This is a genomic window from Nocardioides zeicaulis, from assembly GCF_042432345.1.
Lineage (GTDB): Bacteria > Actinomycetota > Actinomycetes > Propionibacteriales > Nocardioidaceae > Nocardioides > Nocardioides zeicaulis.
Genome location: NZ_JBHLXH010000001.1, coordinates 312,241 through 333,456 on the forward strand (window position 1 = coordinate 312,241; position 21,216 = coordinate 333,456).

A 21,216-nucleotide genomic window follows, 5' to 3' on the forward strand; every position below is an offset into this window, starting at 1 on the left:
GTCACTTCCTTGATGTCGTGCGCGGATCGGGAGAGGTACGAGTTGCGTGCCTGGTGAGCGTGGCGGCGCTGTCGCGGAGGGTGTCGGGTTCGCCGGCCTCGGTGGCGCTGGCGAGTCCGAGGGTGGTCAGCAGGTCGGCGGGAGCGTCATTGCGGCCGACGACGGCGTGGACGGGTACGTGGGCCCGGGTGGCCCAGCGGACCACACCAGCGACCACCTTCCCTTCGCTGGTCTGGGCGTCCAGGCGTCCCTCGCCGGTCAGGACGAGGTCGGCGTCCGCGAGCAGCCGAGCGAAGTCGACCTCCTCGAGCACACGGTCGATGCCGGAGACCAGGTCCGCGCCATGGCGTGCCCACAGAGCACCCGAGAGGCCACCGGCGGCCCCGGTTTTCGCGAAGCCGCGCGGGTCGCGCGGGAGCGACGCGGCCGTGTTGTTGAGGCGGTCGGTCAGTCGAGCCACGGTAGTGGGGTCGGCGCCCTTTTGTGGGCCGTAGATGCGGGCCGCCTCCTCATAGGAGGTGGTGACGTCGCACAGCACGGTCACGCGCGCGTCACCCAGGCCTCCTGCGTCATCTATCGCGGCGAGGGCACCGAGTCCCCCGTCGCTGCAGCCGCTTCCGCCTACACCCAGGAGGATCGTGATCGCTCCTGCCGCTGCCGCAGCGGCGAGAAGCTCCCCGGTACCTGCGCTGGTCGCGGCAAACGCGTCCACTGTCTCGGGGTCGACGAGGTGCAGGCCGCTGGCGGTGGCGGTCTCGACGACGGCGGTGCTTCCGTCGGCAGAGAGCAGGAACCATGCTGGTACACGGCGTGAGTCGGGCGCGGTGGCGGTGATGTGGACGCGGGTGCCGCCGATGACGGGTTCGAGGACGGCGAGGGTTCCTTCGCCGCCGTCTGCGACCGGGCACACGACGGGAAGCCCGCCTGCCTGCCGCACGCCGTCGGCGAGCGCCTCGGCGACGACGATGGCGCTCATCGTGCCCTTGAAGGAGTCGGGGGCGACGAGCACGCGCAGCGCCTCATCGCAGCTCGCAAGTGGCGTGGTCATCCGGGCGCCTGCACGGGGAGCAGGGTGCGCATGCGGGTACGCACGTCGGCCACGACCTCGTCCACTGGCGTGGACCACACAATTGGGTTCATAACCTCTACCTCGACGTCACCGTCGTACCCGGTCTCCTCCAGCGTGCGCAGGAGCTGGCTCAGGTCGACGATGCCGTCGCCGGGCAGGCCACGTCCAGCAAGGAGGTCGGTGGTGGGGACCAGCCAGTCCGCGACGTGCACCGCGACCGTGCGGTGGCGGGAGCGGTCGATGGCGTTGAGGATGTCCGGGTCCCACCACACGTGGTAGGTATCGACGGCCACGCCGAGTCGGGGGTGGTCGAAGGCATCGACGAGGGAGATGGCCTGATCGAGGGTCACGATCGCCGACCGCTCGGCGGCCAGCATGGGGTGGAACGGCTCGACGGCCAAGGTGACGTCGTGTTCGACCGCGTGTGGCAGGAGTTCTTCGATGCCGCGTCGGATGGCGTCGACGGCTACTGCCGGGCCGGCAGGGGTGACCGGCCCGCAGACGAGGACGAGGATCGGGGCACCGAGCTCGGCCGCCTCCTCGACGGCCGCCCGGTTGTCCCGCGCAGCTTCGTCGGCCGGGCGGGTACCTGTGAAGAAGCCACCGCGGCACAGGCTGGACGCGCGGAGTCCGTGCTGGTCCAGGGCGCGTCGCATGGTGCGGGCCTGGCCGCCGACGTACTGGTGCCGCCACGGCGCTACGGCGCGGACGCCGCCTGCCGCACACGCCTCGAGGAAGGTTTCCGCCGCGGTGGTCTGGGCGGTGGCCTGGTTGATGCTCAACCGGGCGTCGGCCGCAGGAGTCGGGCTCACGACTCGATCCCCACTGTGGCTAGGAAGCTCCGCATACGAGCGTGAGCCAGGTCCGGGTCGGCCAGGGCGCCGGCCTCGTCAGCCAGAGTCAGGACTCGTGTCAGATGCAGCACCGAGCGTTGGAGCTCGGCGCCCGCGACCATCCGGAAGTGGTCTTGGTGGCCGTTGAGCCACGCCAGGAACACGACGCCGGTCTTGTACGCCGAGGTGGGGGCAGTGAACAGGTGGCGTGCGAGCGGCACGGTGGGCTCGAGGATCGCAGCGAAGCCGCCGATGTCACCGTCGTCGAGCCTGGCGAGTGCAGCGCGGGCCGGTACGGCGAGGGCGTCGAAAACGCCGAGAAGCGCGTGGCTGTGGTCGTGGCCGTCGGGGCCGTCGCCGGCGATGAGGGGGACGTAGTTGAAGTCGTCACCGGTGTGCATGAGCACGCCTTCAGGGAGGCGGCGTCGGATGTCGACCTCGCGCTGCTCGTCGAGCAGGGAGATCTTCACGCCGGCGACCTTCGCGCTGTGCCGCCCGATGATGGCGAGGAACGTGTCGGCCGCCGCATCAAGGTCAGTGGTGCCCCAGTAGCCGCGCAGTGAGGGGTCGAAGGCCTCGCCGAGCCAGTGCATGAACACTGGCCCGTCGACCTGGCGGAGCACGTCGTCGTACACGCGCTCGTAGTCGGCGACAGATGCGGCGGCGGCGGCGAGGTGACGGCTGGCCATCAGCACGGGCACGCCTCCGCACTCGCGGATCCAGGTCGCCTGTTCGAGGTAGGCGTCAACGAGCTGCTCGAGCGGCCAGATCTGGCCGGGCGCGAGCTGGTCGGTCAGGGCGCCGCAGACCAGATTGCCGCCCATGGCGCGTGCCTCTGCTCCCGAGCGTTGGATGAGCGTCTTGGCCAGGGTCCAGTCAAGGCCGCCGCCGCGCTGTGCGGTGTCCATCGCGTCGGCGACCCCGAGCCCCAAACTCATGAGGTGGCGGCGGAACGCCATGGTGGCGTTCCAGTCGATCTCGTTCGCGGTGCCGCGGTCAGTTGGGTCGACGAACGGGTTGGCGACCACGTGGGCCGCGGCGTAGACCGACCGCGTTGCGGGCTTGCCCGTCAGCTCGGCGTTGAAGGCCTCGCTGCGCGGTCGCAGACGGTAGGGCGTCAGGGTGCCGTCTGAGGCGGGAAGCAGTAGGGGCTCCATCGTGCCGGTCCTACTGCTGGCGTTGGCGCTGGTCATGCGTGCTCTCCTTCGATGACGACGCGGCGCCACTCCTCGCCCAGGGGCTGGTCGGTGAAGAGCGAGGCGTCCATGGTGCGCAGGTTGGGCGACACCTCGACCGGGCCAGGCAGCTGGTCGAGCACGTCGCGCTGGAGGTCGATGCCCGGGGCGATCTCGATGAGCAGGAGACCGGAGTCACCCAGGGTGAACACGGCACGTTCGGTGACGTAGAGGATCCGCTGTCCGCGTAGTTGTGCCTGCTCGGCGCTGAAGGTGATCTGCTCGACCTCGTCGACAAACTTGCCGTGGCGGCCTTCGGAGCGCAGGTCGAGGGTGCCTTCTCCTGGGACCGCATTGAGGCCTCCGGCGTTGAAGGTGCCGCAGAACACGACCGTGCTCGCGTTCTGGGAGATGTTGACGAACCCGCCGGTGCCCACGACGCGCTTACTGAACTTCGACACGTTGACGTTGCCGCGGCGGTCGATCTGCGCGAAGCCGAGGAAGGTGATGTCGAGGCCGCCGCCGTCGTAGAAGTCGAACTGGTAGGGCTGGTCCATCACCGCGATGGGGTTCGTGGCAACCCCGAAGATGACGCCGCGAGCTGGGACGCCGCCGACTAGGCCCTGCTCGACGGTGAGGGTGAACAGGTCCGACCACCCTTCCTCTGCGGCCACCGAGGCGACGCCGTCGGCGATGCCGACACCGAGGTTGACCACGTCTCCGTCGCGGATTTCGGCGAGGGCGCGGCGGGCCACGACCTTGCGCTGGTCGAGTGGGAACGGGTCGAGGTGGCTGAGTGCTTGCTTGATCTGCCCGGAGAAGGCGGGGTTGTAATCGTGGGTGATTGTCTGGCGCTGGTCCTTGTTGACCACGACGACGTCTACGCAGATGCCCGGGATCTCGACCGAGCGAGGCGGAAGGGACCCGGCTCGGGCGACGTACTTGACCTGGGCGATGACCAAGCCGCCGCTGTTCCGGGTGGCTTGAGCGATCGAGAGCATCTCGAGGTTGGCGGCCTCTTGCTCGAGGGAGATGTTGCCGTTCTCGTCGGCGATGGTGCCGCGAATGAAGCACACGTCGAGGTCGATGCGGGGGTAGAACAGCCACTCGCGACCGGCGAGCTCGACGACCTGAACGAGTTCCTCGGTGGTGACGTCGTTGAGTCGGCCGCCTTCGATGCGTGGGTCGCAGAAGGTGCCGAGGCCTACATGGGTGAGCAGACCGGGGCGTCCGCCGGCAATCTCGCGGAACAGCTGGCTCATCGCGCCCTGCGGGAAGTTGTAGGCCTCGAACTGGTTCTCGATCACCATCTCGCTCATCCGGGGCGCCATCCCCCAGTTGCCTGCGATGACTCGCCGGGCGAGGCCGGGGTGGGCGAGGTGGTCCATGCCGCCGCCGGCACGGTCACCGATGCCGGTGGTGTGTACGAGGGTGAGGCCACTGGGATCGCCGGTCTCGGCGAATCGTCGCCCCAGGGTGGAGATGAGCAGGTCGGGCTCAACGAGTCCGCCGCCTGAGCCGCCGATGGCGAGGGTGTCGCCGGGCTGGACCATCGCGATGGCCTCGTCGGCACTCAGGAACAGCGGTCCGCCGCGCACTCGGCGGGAGGGGCGGGCCGTGCCAGGAGTGGTCATCAGGGTTCCTCGTGGGTTTCGGGAGGTGGGGGGTTCGGGTGCGGGTGGGCTCGCAACGCTCAGGCCATGACGCCGCCGCCGTTGACGTGAAGCGTCTGTCCGTGGATGAACGAGGCGCCGTCGGAGGCGAGGAACGCGACTGCGGGAGCAACCTCGTTGGCTTGGCCCATCCGTCCTGCGACCAGCCCGGCAGTGCGCTGGCGGGTAAGTTCGTCGTCGAAGGACGCGGCAGTCATCGGGGTGGTGATGGGGCCGGGGGCGACGGCGTTGACGCGCACGGTGGGCCCGAGCTCGCGCGCCATGGCGCGGGTCAGGCCGAGCACTCCGGCCTTCGCTGCGCAGTAGCTGCTGAAGTCCTCGGCACCCTTGGCTGCGAGCTGGCTGGACATGTTGATCACGCTGCCGTTGCCCCGCTCGATCATCCCGCCGACGACGTGACGGGAGACGATGAAGACGCCGTCGAGGTCAATGCTGAGCGTGCGCCGCCATTCCTCGAGCGTCATGTCGAGAATGCGACCGGCGGCCATGTAGCCGGCGTTGTTCACCAGCACGTCGATCGGGCCGAGCGCGTCCTCGGTGGCGGCGACGAACGCCGCCGCGGCGTCCCAGTCGGTGACGTCGCCTTCGACAACGACGGTCTTGGCGCCTTGGGCTTCGAGCTCGACTGCGAGGGCCGCGGCCTGCTCGGCCTGACCGAGGTGGTGGATCGCCACGTGGGCGCCCTGGCGAGCGAACTCGCGGCAGATCTCCTGCCCGAGTCCGCCGGGTGCTCCTGTCACCAGGACAGTGCGTCCGGCCAGGCTGGTGGCGTCACTCATCGGTCGTACCACGTCTGACGTGCGCCGCGACGTAGCTGAACGGTCTTGTTCTCGGTGAAGAACTCCATGCCTTCGCGACCGAATTCGGCGCCGTACCCGGAGTCGCGTCGGCCGCCCAACGGGATCTCAGGGAATGCGTCGGTGGAGCCGTTGATCCACACGGTGCCGGTGTTGAGGGCGAGGGTGAGGTCGAAGGCTTCATCGACGTCTTGGGTCCACACCGACGCGGCCAGGCCGAAGACCTGGTCGTTGGCGCGGTCGAGGACCTCGCCGAGGCCGTCGAAGGTCTGCACGGTGGTGACCGGGCCGAAGAACTCCTCACGCACGGCGTAGTTGGTGTCGGAGTCCGCGGCTAGGACGGTGGGCCGTAGGTACGGGGTCGCGTCCGTGCCGTCGATGGTCGCAGCCTCGCCGCCAACGACGAGGGTCGCGCCTTCACCGGTCGCCTTGCCGATCGAGGCCAAGACGCCGTCGAAGTGCTGCTGGGAGATGAGCGGGCCCATCTCCGTCGCCTCGTCCGAGGGGTCACCGAGGCGGATCTGCGCCGCCCGGGCAGCGAGGCGCTGGGTGAGCTCGTCGGCGATGCTCCGGTCGGCCATGATGCGTGATCCGGCCACGCACACCTGGCCCTGGTTGAAGAAGGATGCGAACAGCAGGCCCTCGACGGTGCTGTCGAGGTCGGCGTTGGCGGTCACGATCACTGGCGTCTTGCCGCCAGCCTCGAGCGCTACGCGCTTGAGGCGGTTGGTGCCGGCGCGTGCCGCGATGTGCCTGCCGGTCGTGGTGGAGCCGGTGAAGCTGATGACGTCGGTGTGCGGGTGACTGACCATCGTCGCGCCAGCGACACCTTCGGCGATGACTACCGACAGGGCACCCGGCTCGAGGCCGGCTTCGTAGAGCATCCCGGCCACTGCGAGGGCGGTCAGTGGCGTCAGCGGGCTGGGCTTGATGACGACCGTGCAGCCAGCGGCGAGTGCGGGGGGCAGCTTCTGACCGAGGATGCCGAGCGGGAAGTTGAAGGGGACGATGAGGCCGGCGACGCCGGCCGGCTCACGCAGCGTGAACGCGAAGACGTTCTCCCCCACATCGCGCAGGGTACGGCCGTTGATGTCGCGGGCCAGGCCGGAGAAGTACTCGAACGCGTTGACAGCCGCGCCGACTTCACCGCGGGCCTCGCGGATGGGCTTGCCGGTCTCGGCGACGAGCAGGCGTGCCATCTCCTCGGAGCGCTCGTCGAGCAGCTGGGCGGTGCGGGCGAGCACTCGGGCGCGGTCGCGGCCGGTGGCCTTGCCCCACGCACCGGTCAGGAACGACGTGCGAGCTGCGGCGACGGCTGCTTCGACAGGTGCGTCGGTCGCGTCGCCGCCCACGAAGAGCGGCGCGCCGGTGGCGGGGCTGATCCGGGCGGACATCTCCTCGGCGGCGGGGATGGCTTCGCCGGCGATGACGGAGCCGATGACAGCGACACCGTCACGGTTCTCGAGGAGGGCGTTGCCGATGAGGGACAGGTCAGGACTGGACACGGGTGGTTGCCTCCGGGGCATTGGTGGGGTTGGTGCGTGCGGCCTTGGCTGCGGCCTTGCGGTCGAGGAAGTCCTGCTTGCGCTGACGCGACGAGTCCAGGCCTGCGGTGTAGGCGGCCATCGCGTCCTCGGCGGGCAGGCGCTGGTCGAAGGTGGCGAGGTTGGCCTTCGCCAACGCGACTGCCTGGGGCTCTGCGGCGAGCAGGCGGTTCACGACCGCTGCGATGGCGTCATCGAGCATTCCGGTGGTGGACGAGGTGGTGACGAGGTGCAGCTCGGCTGCTCGGGTCCCGGTGATCAGTTCTCCGGACAGCAGGAGGTGGCGGGCGACACCGAGTCCGGCGACGGCCACGATCCGTGCGGTTCCGCCCCAGGAGGGCAGGTTGCCCAAGCCGAGCTCGGGCAGCCCGATGACCGCGTTGTCGGCGGCCACCCGCAGGTCGCAGGCCATGGCGAGCTCGAGGCCACCGCCCACGGTGGTGCCCTCGAGCACCGCGATGCTGGGCTGCGGCAGTGCGGCGAGGGCGTCGAAGGCCCGGTTGCCGCTGATGGACTGCTTCGCCGCAGTGGCGTTGGACGGGGTGGCCCAGTCGGCGATGTCGGCTCCGGCGCAGAACGTGCCGCCGGTTCCGCGCACTACCACGAGCCGGACGTCGTCGCGGTGTGCCAGGAAGTCGATCTGCGCTTGCAGGGACGCCACCATGGCGTTGTCGAGAGCGTTGCGCTTCTCGGGTCGGTCGAGCGTCAGATGGGCGACGCCGTCTGGGTCGATGGTCAGCGACACCGGCATGGGGGTGCTCCTTCGTGTGGAGTGATCTGCTGCTTGGTCTCGGGCGCCGGTCAGGCGCGGCGGGACTTGGCGAGCTTGTCCACGAGCAGGGCGAGGATGATTGCGGCGCCGACGGCGACCTGCTGGTAGAAGGCCTGCACGTTGAGTGAGGTCAGCCCGGCGGTCAGGGTGGCGATGAGGATGGCGCCGAACGCAGCGCCGGCCATGGAGCCTTGACCACCCTCGAGCTTGGTGCCGCCCATGACGGTGGCAGCGATCGCGACGAGCAGCAGGTCGGCGCCCAGGGTGGGGTCGGCCGCGCCGAGGCGCGCGGTGAGGATCGCGCCGCACAGTCCGGCGCCAGCGCCGGCCACGACGTAGGCGGTGGCGGTGTGCTTGCCCACCCGGATGCCGGCGAGCCGGGCGACCTCAGAGTTGCCGCCGATGGCGATGAGGTACTCCCCGAACAGCGTGTAGCGCAGTACCAGCGCCGAGATGATGGTGAGGATGAGGAACAAGAAGACCGGGATCGGGAGTCCCGCGATGCCTCCGGCCAGCGTGTTCTCGAACGCGACCGGGATGCCGTAGACGGCCTGGCCGCCAGCGATGATCAGCGCGAGTCCCGCGTAGATGCTCATGGTGCCGAGCGTGATGATGAACGGGGTGATCCCGGTTGTCGTGATGAGCACGCCGTTGATGAGGCCGAACAGTGCACCGACGAGGATCGCGCCGACGACGGCGAGGACTGCCGGCACATCGTGGGACAGCAGGCCAGCGACGACAGCGGTGACGGCGACCGTGGACCCGATCGACAGGTCGATGCCGCCGGTGAGGAGGACGTAGGTCTGACCGAGGGCCAGGATACCCACCACGGCGGCCTGGAGCAGCACGTTCATCAGGTTGCTGCCGTCGAGGAAGAACGGCTTGGCGATGCCGAAGCCGATGACCAAGACGATGATGACGGCGATCAGGCCGCCCTGACGAGCGGCACGACCCGCGAGGTCACGCATGTCGACTCCTCGACCCGTCTGCGGCGCGGTCTCGGTGCCGGGACTGGCTCCCGAACCGGTTCCGGGGGTGGCTCCGGAGGTGGTTATCGTGGGCTGGGACATGGTGCTTTCTCCTTGGGGGACGCTGGAACTGGGCTCGCGGGACTCACTCGGCGGCGGCATGACGCACCACCGCCTCTTCGGTGGCCTCCGAGCGGTCCAGCTCTGCGACGACGCGGCCGCGCCGCATGACGAGGATTCGGTCGCTCATGGCGAGGACCTCGGGCAGATCGGACGAGATCATCAGCACCGCCTTGCCGGCCTCGGCGAGGCCACGCATGATCGCGTGGATCTCGCCCTTGGCGCCGACGTCAATGCCGCGGGTGGGCTCGTCGAAGATGAAGACCTCGCTCTTGGTGCGCAGCCAGCGCGCGAGCACCACCTTCTGCTGGTTGCCTCCCGACAGAGTGCGCACCGGCCGGTCGACCTGCATCTTGGTGTTGAGGGGCTTGAGCGCCTCCACAGCGTTGGTGCGCTGCTCACGGCGGTTGAGGAATCCGCCCTTCGCGGGCGGGTCCATCAGCGTGACGTTGGATGCAGTGCTCATGTCCAGGGCCAGGCCTTGGTGCTTGCGGTCCTCGGTCAGCAGCGCGATACCCGCGGCGATGGCATCCCCGGGGCGGCGGATACGGACCTTGCGGCCAGCGACGTAGATATCACCGGAAGTGCGCTTGTCGGCCCCGATCACCGCCCGGGCGAACTCGGTCCGACCGGCACCGACCATCCCGGCCATCCCGACGATCTCTCCTCGGCGCAGGGTGACCGAGACGTCCTCGACGACACCGGGCACCGTGACTCCTTCGACACGAAAGAGCTCCTCCCCCGGCTCCACGTCGCCCGGAGGGACACCGATCGCGGCGAGGTTGCGCCCGACCATCAGGTGCACGAGGTCCTCCTCGGACTTCAGCTCGGCTCGAGTACGGACTCCGACCAGCTGACCGTCGCGCAGCGCGGTCACCCGGTCGCTGAGCTCGAGAACCTCCTTGAGCCGGTGCGAGACGTAGATGACGGCAGTACCGGACGACTTCAGGTCCGCGATGATCGAGAACAGGCGCGCGCTCTCGGCCGTGGTCAGTGAGGCCGTCGGCTCGTCCATGATGATGGTGCGCGCGTCGGTGCTGATCGCGCGAGCCAGCTCGACGAGTTGCTGGTGCGCCACGCTGAGCCGGGACACGGGCACGTCCATCGGTGCGTCGAAGCGCAACCTCTGGAGCGCTGCCCGTGCCCGTGCCCGTGCCTCTCGCCAGTCGATGATTCCGGCCCGGCTGCGTTCGCGTCCAAGGACCAGGTTCTGCATCGCGGTGAGCTGCGGAACCAGGCTGAGCTCTTGGTGCACCATCGCGATGCCGGCCTCCATGGCGTCCGAGGGGCGCTGGAAGTCGACCTGGCGTCCGTCGACCCAGATCTCCCCCGAGTCGGGAAGCTGGACTCCGAACACCGTCTTGAGGAGGGTCGACTTCCCGGCACCGTTCTCGCCGAGGAGGGTGTGAACCTCGCCCGGGTAGGCGGCGAAACTGACCTCAGTCAGGGCCTTGACGCCTGGGAAGGACTTGGTCAGCCCCTTCACCTCCAGAGCCGGAGTTCCGGCCGCTGTGTCGGGCGTAGGGTTCGCGGTGGCAGTCATCGAAGTCTCCGTTTGGGGATCGGCTGGCGGGAGTTCGGTCAGTTGAACAGGTCGGTGAGGACCTGCCCGTCCTTGTCGTAGAACTCGTCGACGTTGTCCTTCGTGATCAGCTGCGCCGGGGCAACGATCCACGCGGGGACGTCCTGGCCCTCGAGAAGGCGCACGGCGGACTCGACGGCCCAGTAGCCCTCCCAGTAGGCGAGGGGCGAGACGGTCGCCGTCATGGTGCCGCTGCGTACCCCCGAGATCGCCTCCGGGACGCCGTCGGTGCCGACGACTGCGATGTCCTTGCCCGAAGCCTTGACGGCCTTGGCGACGCCGACGGCCATGGTGTCGTTGTTGGCGTAGATGCCCTTCACGTCAGGGTGCTGCTGGATGATCTGCTGCGCGGCAGCGAACGCCTTGTCGGGGTCCCAGTCGCCGGGCACGCTGGCAACGAGGTCCAGGTTTCCCGCCTGCTCGACGCCGTCCTTGAAGCCCTGGATGCGCAGGGTCGCCGCGCTAGAGCCGGCCTGACCCTCGACCTGCGCGACCTTGGCGCCGTCCGGGAACAGCTTTGCGAACTCCTCCGCTGCCTGAGTGCCGTCGAGCTCGTGGGACGGACCCACGTACGTCGTGGCGGCGATGCGGGCGTCGTCGACGTTCACGATGGGTGCTCCCTGCGACTGCATCTGGCGCAGCGCCGGGGTGAGGTTGGAGGTGCTCTCCGGGGCCACGACGTAGGCGTCGAAGTTCTGCCCCAGGAGGGTTTGGGCGATGGTGAGCTGCTCGGTCTGTGCGCTCTCGCTAGACGCGGCCTGGACCGTCACCTCGACCCCGAAGTCCTCAGCAGCGGCGTTGGCGCCCTTCTCGATGCCCTGCCAGTACTGGTTGGTGAGCGCCTTGAGGATGACACCGACCCGGTAGTCCTTGCTCGGCTCGACATCGCCGAGCGTGGCCGCCATCTTCGCCCCCTCCAGTTCCTGGGCGTCGGCGGCGTCACTGTTGTAGGTGTACTTGGAGTCCTCGCTGGCTCCGCCGCCAGCGACTTCGTCGGCCGAACTGCAGGCGGCCAGCGCCAAGAGCGGAAGGACAGCGATGAAGATCGCGAAACGCTTCTGTCGGGTCATTCTGGTCGTGCCTTTCTGGAGTGGCGCTCTGTCGAGAGAACCGTTGGTCCCGAGTTCGGAAATCGTTTTCCTATGGGTTGGTAATAGTCGGTGGCCGTGCGGGTTAGTCCCCGGGGCAGCCGCAGGTTCGGCGTGCCACAAGGGTGGCTGGAAGGACTTCGACCTCGGGCTCGTGAAGCCACGCCCCTTCACGGAAGGTCTCGTCGATGCGCTCGATCAGTCGTTCAGCAGCGCGTCGCCCGATGCGTCGAGCGTCGGTCTCGACCGTCGAGAGACCGATACCAGGCATGCGTCCGACCCAGATGTTGTCGAAACCGACGATGGCGAGGTCCTCGGGGACCCGGACGCCCGACTTGGCACAGGCGTCGAGCACGCCGAGCGCCAGACCGTCGGAGCCGACGAACACGGCGGTGGGCGGGTTGTGAGAGTCGAGCAGGCGGATTGCTGCATCGGCGCCGGCCTCGAGCGACGTCGCCGTCGCGATCACGCAGAGCTCGTCAGAGGTCTCGAGGGACAGACGCGACAGAGTCTCGTCGTAGGCGGCACGGCGCTGTGCGAAGGGCACGACGTCCTGGGGGCCAGAGATGTGGCCGATGCGCTTGTGCCCGTGTTCGGCGAGGTGCTCGACGGCGGCAGTGGCGCCGGCGTGGTTGTCGCTGACTACCGCGTCGGCGACGACTCGCGCCAGATTGCGACTCGCGAGCACGACGTTGAGGCCGGCCTCGATCTGCTTCTCGACCTCGCCGTCGTCGAGTGTTACTGAGGCCATCACGATGCCGTCGACCTGGCGCTGCTGCATGGAGCGGACGACCGCCATCTCCTTTTGGGCAGAACCCTCGGAACTGCCGAAGATCAGGGTGTACTCGGAGCCGGCCAACGCTTCCTCCACGCCGGAGATGAGCTCCGCGTAAAGCGGGTTCGCGATGCTGGCCACGATCACGCCGATGGTCTGACTACGGCGGCGCTTGAGCCCGCGGGCGATGGCATTGGGACGGAAGTCGAGTTCGGCGACGGCCGCGGAGATCCTCTCCCGGGTCTCGTCGGCGACGTAGTACTCACCGCCGCCGAGGACCTTGGACACGGTTCCCTTGGAGACTCCGGCGCGTGCGGCGACATCTGCAATCGTCACCTTCTGCGTGGCAGGAAACCGGTTTCTCATGAGAGGAGTGTCACGTGACGCACGGCACATCGTCAAGACCTTGCGCAAGACTTTTCAGAACTTCGCGCCACACGACACCGGATGGTCGGGGCTGAACGACAGGCACCCGCATGCCCCCTCCCCCTCCGGCTGGATTGCGTCCGAGAGGACTGGCGACGTCCGGGATCTGCCGCAACGAGTGCGTCCTCTTGCCGCTTGTCGGGGAACTCGCCACATCGAGAGTTTCGTTGGTCGGCGTGATCGCCCTCCATGGGCGGGCTATTCGGTGGGAGGAGCCGGCCCAGGCGGGGGATGCCCGGGCCGGCTCCGGTCTCAGCTCGCGCTCGACGGCGCGTCAGTCGGCGGCGTACCGCCGTCACCGGGGGGCGTACCACCGTCACCGGGGGGCGTACCACCCATGTCCCCGCCGCCCATTCCGCTCGCAGCCTGCTGGGTGACACTGCCGGCGTAGTCGTTGGTCGGGTCGCGGTAGATGGTGTGGACGTGGCCCCACCCGGACGTGCTCACGCCGTTGACGTCGGCACCGGCGGAGCCCTGCTGGGCTTGGAAGGCGACGTAGACGTTGGGTCCGGAGATGGAGAAGTTGATGCCGTCACCGGTGGACATGTCGTAGGTCGTCTCGCCGGACCAGGCGATGACGGTGTCGTCGAGCGTCGCCTCGATCTCGGCGAGCTCGGTGGCGGTGGTCTGCTCGTCGGCCATCCCGGCCCAGTTGGCGATGAGGTCGAGGAGCAGGTCCTGCTGCTCGCCGGTCAGGTCGGCGCCGGTGAGTCCGTCACCGGTGGTGAAGTCGCAGGTGTCACCGGGCGCGCACATGGTGACGTCGCCGGAGGTCAGCGTGGCCTGCTGCTCGTCGGTGAGGCTGTCGAAGAATGCGAACGCGTCGGTGTAGATACCGTCGAACGGCTGCACTTCGTTGCCGTCCTCGTCGGTGTAGACGGCTGGCTGCACGCCGAGGTGGGTGGGTGCGAAGGTGATGGCGCCCGTGCCGTCGTCGGCTGACCCGTCGAGGGTGGCGTTGATACCGAGGTGGTGGCCACCGAACTGCACCTCGAAGGCGCCGGTGTCGGACGGGTCACCGAAGAACGCGATGTAGTACTGCCCCAGCGACGCCTCGGTCGAGGAGCTGTTCTCGTGGAGGTAGACGTCGCCGTTCATGATGCCCGTGACCGTCTCGTAGGCCTCGTCGCTCAACAGGCTCTCGAGCACCTCGAGCGCGGCGGCCTGCTGCTCGTCGGTGAGGTCGGCGAGGTCGAGGCCGGCGCGCTGGACGAAGGTGACCGGGAAGTTCGACCACGAAGTCGTCTTGGTCTCGTCGTCGTAGGCGTAGAGGACCGTCTCCTGCTGATCCTCGCTGAGGGTGTCGAGGAAGGCCTGGGCAGCGGCTGCGGTGTCGGAGATCGTGTCGGCGGTGGTGGTGGCGTCCTCGGTGGTGCTGGATGTGGAGACCGAGCTGACCGAGCCCGACGACGCTGTCGCGGACGCCGAGGTAGAGGTGGTGGCGTCGGCGGCCGTCGAGTCGGTGGAGTTCCCGCACCCACCGAGTGCCAGCACGCTGACCAGCGCCATCGAAGCGATGCCGGCGAATCGGCGACGGCGGGGGGACGTGGAGGTTGAGGTCGTCATGACGCAACGGTCGCGTCGCCGTCTGTGCGATTCCTGTGCGGCTTCTGTGTCACACGGATGGATCGAACCGCGGGGCACCCTCGGGCACAGGTTGACCTGGCATCGAGCATCCGTATCTGCCTCGCGGTGGAGTGCGTCACACCGACGCCACCGTCCGGGCGTCGCGGCGCGCGGCCTGTCGCAGGCTGTGAGTGCTCATCTTGATCTACTCCTCGATTCAGGCCCGTACCCGCTTGACCTACGGCACCAGTCCCCTATCCCGCGTTCACCAAGTTTGGACCGAGCAAGATCCCCGCCAACGGAGTTCGCAAGCCCCGACCTGCGCGCGCTGCAGTACATCCCCCCGCACTGGGGCAGAAAAACGAAGCGACACACACCTCTTGCATTGCCGGCTGGTCCCCTCCGATGACGGTCGGCGTCCCCACCCGCGCGCACTGCCGCGCGGGCGACCGTCGCGGGCGGAGTCGGGCACGTAGGTGCGGGTGACCATGAGCCTGCACAAGCTCACCGCCGGGTCGGGGTACGACTACCTGACTCGGCAGGTCGCCGCGCTCGACGCCACCGACAAGGGCCACGTCGGACTCGCGTCGTACTACACCGAGAAGGGCGAAATGCCCGGCGTCTGGGTCGGGTCCGGGATGGCCGGCATCGACGGCCTCGACGCCGGCGACGTGGTGACCGCCGAGCAGATGCAGAACCTGTTCGGCGCCGGCCACCACCCTCTCGCCACGACCCGCACCCACGCCCTTGACCTCCGCATCGGCCGGCCAGGACTCCCCCGCCCGACCGACGCTGAGTACCGGACAGTGGCTCGTCTTGGGGCGCCGTTCAAGGTGTACGACCACGACGTCAGCTCGTTCCGGATCGAGGTCGCCAAGCGGCTCGCCGCCGTCAACACCGACTACGGAGTGCGCCCCGACTATCCGGTACCCGCCGCGGAACGTGCCCGGGTGCGCACCGAGGTCGCTCGCGACTTCTTCCGCGCCGAGCACGGTCGCGACCCCTCCCCCGGATCCGACGGGGCCCGCGAGCTCGCCGCCACCATCGCCAAGCACTCCCGCCCGAAGACCACGGCCGTCGCCGGGTACGACCTCACCTTCTCCCCCGTCAAGAGCGTCTCGACGCTCTGGGCGATCGCCGACCCCACCACCGCTGTGATCATCGAACGCGCGCACCAGGCCGCCGTCCACGACGCCCTCACCTTCCTCGAGACCACCGCGCTCTACACGCGCGAGGGCGCCAACGGCGTGCGGCAGGTCGACGTCCGCGGGCTGGTCGCGACCGCGTTCACCCACCGCGACTCGCGCGCCGGCGACCCCGACCTCCACACCCACGTCGCCGTCGCCAACAAGGTCGAAACCGTCACCCCAGTCACCGGAACCGTGGCTGGGAAGTGGTTGGCGATCGACGGGCGACCGCTGCACAAGGCCATCGTGTCGGCGTCCGAGACCTACAACACCGCCCTCGAACGCCACCTGACCGATGCGCTCGGTGTTCGGTTCGAGGAGCGCCGTGAAGGCACGGCCGACAGGACTGGCGCGGATCGAGGCAAGCACCCGGTGCGCGAGATCGTCGGTGTCGACCCTCGGTTGAACGCCCGGTTCTCGAGGCGGCGTGCCAGCGTCGAGGCGCGGCGCGCTGTCCTGGTCGTCGACTTCCAGGCTACGCATGGGCGGCCGCCGACACCGGTCGAAACCCTCCAGCTCGCCCAGCAAGCGACACTCGAGACCCGCGACGCCAAGCACGAACCACGCTCCCTGGCCGAACAGCGCGAGGCATGGCACCGCGAGGCCATCGAGGTGCTCGGCACCCCCGCGCAGGTCGCCGCGATGGTGCACGCTGCACTCCACCCCACGCGCATTGGGAGGTCGCAGGCGGCGGGCGCAGGCGTATTTGCAGACTCGGCATGGTTCGCCGCGACCGTCGACCGCATCACCACCACGCTCGAGGAAACACGCAGCACGTGGCAGTACTGGCACGTCTACGCCGAAGCCCAGCGTCAGGTTCGCTCCGCGAACGTGCCGACCGGCCCAGTCGCTCGGGTCGTCGATCTGCTGGTCGGCGAGGTCCTCGATACCGGGTCTGTGTCCCTCGCGCGACCCGGCGCCAGCTCGTTGGCGGATGCAGACGGGGTCGCGGAGCCCGACGTGCTGCGCCGCACAGACGGGACCTCGGTCTACACCTCAGCCGGCTCAGAGCTGTACACCTCGCAGCGGATCCTGGCTGCCGAACAGCGCTTGGTTGACGCCGCCGGCCGCCGCGACGGCTACACCGTCGACACCAGCACGGTCGACCTGGCACTCCTGGAGTCGACCGCCAACGGCATCGCGCTGAACGCGGGCCAAGCCACCCTCGTACGAGAGATGGCCACCTCTGGTGCTCGACTGCAGCTCGCAATCGCGCCCGCCGGATCCGGCAAGACCACCGCCATGCGGACCCTCGCCCGCGCGTGGACCGACGCCGGCGGCACCATCGTCGGGCTCGCCCCATCCGCCGCCGCAGCCGACGCCCTACGCACCGCCATCACCTCCCCACCAGCATCTGCCGAAGGTGCGACACCGGCACCCTTAGCGGTGCATGAAGGGGTGCGGACCGAGACGCTGGCCATGCTCACCCACGCCCTGCAACTGCGAGACGGCACGAGCAGCGGATCAGCAGCCGGCCCACTCCCAGCCTCAACCCCACACTCACCTGCGGCCGTCGCTGGGACCCCGGACTGGGTCGCCGACATCGGGCCGACCACGCTCGTGGTCATCGACGAGGCCGGGATGGCCGACACCCTCTCCCTCGACGCAGCCGTCTCCTACGTCCTCGCCCAGGGCGGCAGCGTCCGTCTCATCGGCGATGACCAACAGCTCACCGCCATCGGCGCAGGCGGCGTCCTCCGCGACATCCAGACCACCCACGGTGCCCTCCAGCTCAGCGAGCTCGTCCGGTTCACCGACCCCGCCGAAGGAGCCGCCTCCCTAGCCCTACGCAACGGCAGGACCGAGGCGCTCGGGTTCTACCTCGACCGCGGTCGCATCCACGTCGGCGACCTCACCGCCCTGAGCGAGGACGTCTTCAACGCCTGGCTCTTCGACCGTGCCGACGGCCGGGACTCGATCATGCTCGCCCCGACCCGCGACCTCGTTAGCCACCTGAACCGCCGTGCCCAAGCACACCGCGTCCACCAGTCATCCTCCGACAGCACCGGATCGACCCCTCCGATCGCCGGGCCGACCGCTCGGCTCGGTGACGACAACGACGCGTCCGTCGGGGATCAGATCATCACCCGGGAGAACAACCGCCGGCTGCGCACGTCCGCCACCGATTGGGTCAAGAACGGCGACCGATGGACCGTGCTCCACATCCACCACGACGGCGACCTCACCGCCCGACACATCCGAAACCACCGCATCATCCGGCTCCCCCGCGACTACGTCGCACGCTCGACCGCCCTCGGCTACGCCTGCACCATCCACGCCGCCCAAGGCCTCACCGCCGACACCATGCACGGCCTCGCCACCGGCGCCGAGTCACGCCAGCAGCTTTACACGATGCTCACCCGCGGATCGGATGCCAACCACCTCTACCTCCAGGTCGTCGGCGACGGCGACCGCCACACCGTCATCCACCCCACCCTCATCCATCCCCGAACACCCACCGACATCCTCGAGCAGGTCCTGGCCCGCGACGACACCCAGCACTCCGCCACCAGCCTTCTCCACCAGCAGACAGACCCCGCCCTCCGGCTCGGACAGGCCGCCCAGCGGTACCTCGACAGCCTCCATGTCGCAGCCGAAGACATCCTCCGCCGCCACCCAGCCGCGGCCACTCCAGCAACCGTCGATCATGGCGCTACAACCGCAGACAACGCTCCCGCACGCAACACGGTCGACGAGCTCGACGTCACCGCCAACCTTGTCGTGCCAGGTCTGTCCGACGAGCCGGCGTGGCCGACCCTCCGCGCCCATCTCCTGCTCCTCGCAGCCGACGGCCACGACCCCGTAGCGCTGCTGACACGAACGGTCACCGCCGGCGACCTGGACACGGCCACCGACCGCGCCGCCGTGCTCGACTGGCGTCTCGACACAGCCACCGCCACCTCCAGACACGCCACCACGCATCCCCCGTCGCTCGGATCGCCGCCATCGACCGTGCGCCCCGGCCCGATGCCGTGGATGCCAGGCATTCCACGGCTACTCGCCGAAGACCCCCAATGGGGCCGCTACCTCACCCAGCGGGCACAACTGGTCAGGACGCTCGAAGCCGACCTGCGTGCCCAGATCGCCGAGCAGACCAACGTGCCGCTCTGGGCGCAAAACGGCCTCCTTCCCACCCTCGACGCCATCCGTGACGTCGAGGTCTGGCGGGCAGCGATGCAGGTCGCCGATGACGATCGTCGGCCCACAGGTCCGCGCCAGCTCCAGAAGGCCGCTGCCACCTACCAACGAAAGCTCGCGCGAGCCATAACCGTCGCCAGCACTCCTGCCCTCTTCGAATGGCGGCACCTCCTCGTCTCGCTCGCACCACAGATCCACGACGACGACTTCACGCCCTTGCTTGCTGAGCGCTTGGCCGCGATGTCGCGAGCAGGTCTGCCCGCGCAGCAGCTGCTGCGGAGCGCAGCCTCCACAGGCAACCCACTCCCGGACGACCACGCTGCTGACGCTCTGTGGTGGCGAATGGCACGTCACCTCACCCCCGCTGTAGCCGCCCACGTCGTCAGCCCGGAGGCGGCACGGGCCTCCGGCACGTGGTCCTGCATGCTGCCGGACCTCCTCGGCGTCGACGTGACCGAGCGCATCCGAACGAGCACCTGGTGGCCCGCGTTGGTCACCAATATCGACCACGCGATCCAGCGTGGGTGGCGACTTGAGGACTTGCTCGGCGGCTGCCGCGCAATAGAAACCGTCGATGGCAGCACCACCTCTCACGCCGAAAGGGGATTGGATGAATGCCAGGTGCTGGTGTGGCACACCTCGATCGCACTTGACCCCATCCCTCACGGGAACACGGTTGATGACCAGCTCGACCCGCCGCCCGCGGACCTGTGGTCCGGTGTCGAGGTCGACCCCGGGACCTTCGTCCAGTTCCCCGCCGATCACGACCGTGACTTCGACGGGATTGACGACTACGAGCCGGTCGATGCCGACACCAACGCCGGGGCACCCGCCGTACCCGACGAAGGCGAGACAGACGTCGACTCGCAGGACTTCGTCGAGCCGGACCTCACCGTCGCGGGCCTCGTCCGCGACCTCAGCACCGTGCCGCTCGAACTCAGCTCGGCTGAACTGGGGGTGATGTTCCAGCGCGCCGAGGACTGGGACCTCTCCCCCGTCACCCGCGAACGCATGCTCCAGGTCAACCAACTCGCTCAGTCCTACTTCGAGGCGAACTTCGACGGCTCGTGGGCACGACGCCACCTCCACGAACGCCTCGGGATAGACCTTGCAGGCGACGAACACTTCCGTCCCGGGCACGCCCCCGCCGGCTGGACCACGCTCGTCGACCACCTCCGAACTCGAGGCGTCACCGACGCTGAGATGCTCGCCGCCGGACTCGCGTCCACCTCGTCACGCGGCCGCCTCATCGACCGGTTCCGCGACCGACTCATCCTCCCCATCACCCATCGCGGCGAGATCCTCGGCTTCGTCGGCAGACGCCACCCCGACCTGACTGACGACCAAACCCATGGCGGGAAGGTGGGACCGAAGTACCTCAACACCCCCAACACCCCGCTCTTCCACAAGGGCGCCCACCTCTACGGCGCATCCGAAGACCTCATCGCCGACGGCGCCATCCCCGTCATAGTCGAGGGCCCCATCGACGCCATCGCCGTCACCCTCACCACCGCCGGCCGCTACCTCGGCCTCGCACCCCTTGGCACCGCCCTCACCGACGAACAAGCCCGCCAGCTCGCCGCCATCACACAAGCCACAAGCCCAGAAACAGCCCGACCGGTGGGCCCAGTCGTCGCGACCGACGCCGACCTCGCCGGCCAGGTCGGCGCTGAACGCGACTACTGGACCCTCACCCCCCACGGCCTCGACCCCACCTTCGCCCGCCTCCCCCCCGGCCTCGACCCCGCGGCGCTCATGACGTCCGCCGGACCAGCAGCGCTCGCCGCAGCACTTGACCGCGCGCAACCCCTCGGCGACCGCCTGATCACCGAACGCCTCACCAACCTTCACCCTGACGAAGCCCACTCCGCCGCCGTACGCGTCTTGGCAGCACGCCCACGCCACGCCTGGATGGCAGGAACCCACCGCATCAGCACCCGGCTCGAGATCCCCCAATCCGATACAGCTCGCGCGCTCCGCGATGCCGTGACGACATGGAACCTCGACCCACGGCAGACCGCCCGAGGGGACCTTGCCAACGTCAGCCACGTCCAGGCACGCATGCAGATCGCATCCACGAGGCCTCCAGCCCAACGATGGGCTCCTCTCGCCCGCAGCCTCGACACCAGACTCGTGGGACAGCCCGACTGGCCTGCCACCGCAGACGCCATCCAGCGTGCCGAGTATCTGTGCGACGACGTCGAGACAACGATCAGGGTTGCCATCGGAGGTTCGCCACTCAACGACCGGCCCGCCAGAGACCTTCGTTACCGACTCGCCTTCATCCTCGACACAGACAATGAGTCCAACCAGGCGGTGGAAACCATGGCAGTCAACTCCCAGCGACCAGACACAGACCGCGCCGCCTTCCCATCACCACGGACACCCGAGCCCCCACCACCCCAGCGCTAGGTCTCACGCCCGCCTTGACGGGAACACGGGGAACCGCGATGGCACAGGCACCCGTCGTCACGGCGTGTATCAGAGGCAACGGAATGTGCCC

General features: G+C 68.8%; 13 protein-coding genes. 1 reads left to right on the forward strand and 12 read right to left on the reverse strand.

Features of this window, described 5'->3' with window-relative positions:
- Position 1: 1 nt before the first annotated feature.
- The 12 genes from ACFFJG_RS01615 to ACFFJG_RS01670 form a co-directional block, all read right to left on the reverse strand.
- On the reverse strand, positions 2 to 1,009 hold the full coding sequence (locus tag ACFFJG_RS01615; protein WP_378516869.1) for a glycerate kinase: 1,008 nt from the start codon (positions 1,007 to 1,009) through the stop codon (positions 2 to 4).
- A gap of 35 nt (positions 1,010 to 1,044) precedes the next feature.
- Positions 1,045 to 1,881: a sugar phosphate isomerase/epimerase family protein gene (locus tag ACFFJG_RS01620; RefSeq protein WP_378516870.1), complete on the reverse strand. Its 837-nt coding sequence runs from the start codon at positions 1,879 to 1,881 to the stop codon at positions 1,045 to 1,047.
- Positions 1,878 to 3,095, reverse strand: coding sequence for a dihydrodipicolinate synthase family protein (locus tag ACFFJG_RS01625; RefSeq protein ID WP_378516871.1), 1,218 nt, complete (start codon positions 3,093 to 3,095; stop codon positions 1,878 to 1,880). Before ACFFJG_RS01625 ends, ACFFJG_RS01620 begins: the two co-directional genes overlap by 4 nt.
- A complete protein-coding gene (locus ACFFJG_RS01630) occupies positions 3,092 to 4,711 on the reverse strand; it encodes an acyl CoA:acetate/3-ketoacid CoA transferase (protein WP_378516872.1) in 1,620 nt (539 codons plus the stop codon). Before ACFFJG_RS01630 ends, ACFFJG_RS01625 begins: the two co-directional genes overlap by 4 nt.
- A 59-nt stretch (positions 4,712 to 4,770) precedes the next feature.
- Positions 4,771 to 5,529 (reverse strand): SDR family NAD(P)-dependent oxidoreductase, encoded by a 759-nt coding sequence (locus ACFFJG_RS01635; RefSeq protein WP_378516873.1) that lies wholly within the window; start codon positions 5,527 to 5,529, stop codon positions 4,771 to 4,773.
- Positions 5,526 to 7,052, reverse strand: a complete 1,527-nt coding sequence (locus tag ACFFJG_RS01640; RefSeq protein WP_378516874.1) for an aldehyde dehydrogenase family protein — start codon at positions 7,050 to 7,052, stop codon at positions 5,526 to 5,528. The genes ACFFJG_RS01635 and ACFFJG_RS01640 overlap by 4 nt, the downstream gene beginning before the upstream one ends.
- Entirely contained in the window at positions 7,039 to 7,842 is an 804-nt protein-coding gene (locus ACFFJG_RS01645; protein WP_378516875.1) for an enoyl-CoA hydratase/isomerase family protein, read from the reverse strand. The genes ACFFJG_RS01640 and ACFFJG_RS01645 overlap by 14 nt, the downstream gene beginning before the upstream one ends.
- Before the next feature lie 50 nt (positions 7,843 to 7,892).
- Complete coding sequence (locus ACFFJG_RS01650; protein ID WP_378516876.1) at positions 7,893 to 8,831, reverse strand: ABC transporter permease; 939 nt, start codon at positions 8,829 to 8,831, stop codon at positions 7,893 to 7,895.
- Between the two features lie 145 nt (positions 8,832 to 8,976).
- Positions 8,977 to 10,494 carry a sugar ABC transporter ATP-binding protein gene (locus tag ACFFJG_RS01655; RefSeq protein ID WP_378516877.1) on the reverse strand — a complete coding sequence of 506 codons (1,518 nt, stop codon included), beginning with the start codon at positions 10,492 to 10,494 and terminating at the stop codon, positions 8,977 to 8,979.
- A 38-nt stretch (positions 10,495 to 10,532) separates the two neighbouring features.
- Positions 10,533 to 11,603: a sugar ABC transporter substrate-binding protein gene (locus tag ACFFJG_RS01660; RefSeq protein WP_378516878.1), complete on the reverse strand. Its 1,071-nt coding sequence runs from the start codon at positions 11,601 to 11,603 to the stop codon at positions 10,533 to 10,535.
- Positions 11,604 to 11,706: 103 nt separating this feature from the next.
- A complete protein-coding gene (locus ACFFJG_RS01665) occupies positions 11,707 to 12,762 on the reverse strand; it encodes a LacI family DNA-binding transcriptional regulator (protein WP_378516879.1) in 1,056 nt (351 codons plus the stop codon).
- A gap of 312 nt (positions 12,763 to 13,074) precedes the next feature.
- Positions 13,075 to 14,388: a DUF3500 domain-containing protein gene (locus tag ACFFJG_RS01670; RefSeq protein WP_378516880.1), complete on the reverse strand. Its 1,314-nt coding sequence runs from the start codon at positions 14,386 to 14,388 to the stop codon at positions 13,075 to 13,077.
- Positions 14,389 to 14,876: 488 nt separating this feature from the next.
- On the opposite strand from ACFFJG_RS01670, the gene mobF reads away from it, so the two are divergent.
- On the forward strand, positions 14,877 to 21,125 hold the full coding sequence (mobF, locus tag ACFFJG_RS01675) for a MobF family relaxase (protein ID WP_378516881.1): 6,249 nt from the start codon (positions 14,877 to 14,879) through the stop codon (positions 21,123 to 21,125).
- Positions 21,126 to 21,216: the final 91 nt, after the last annotated feature.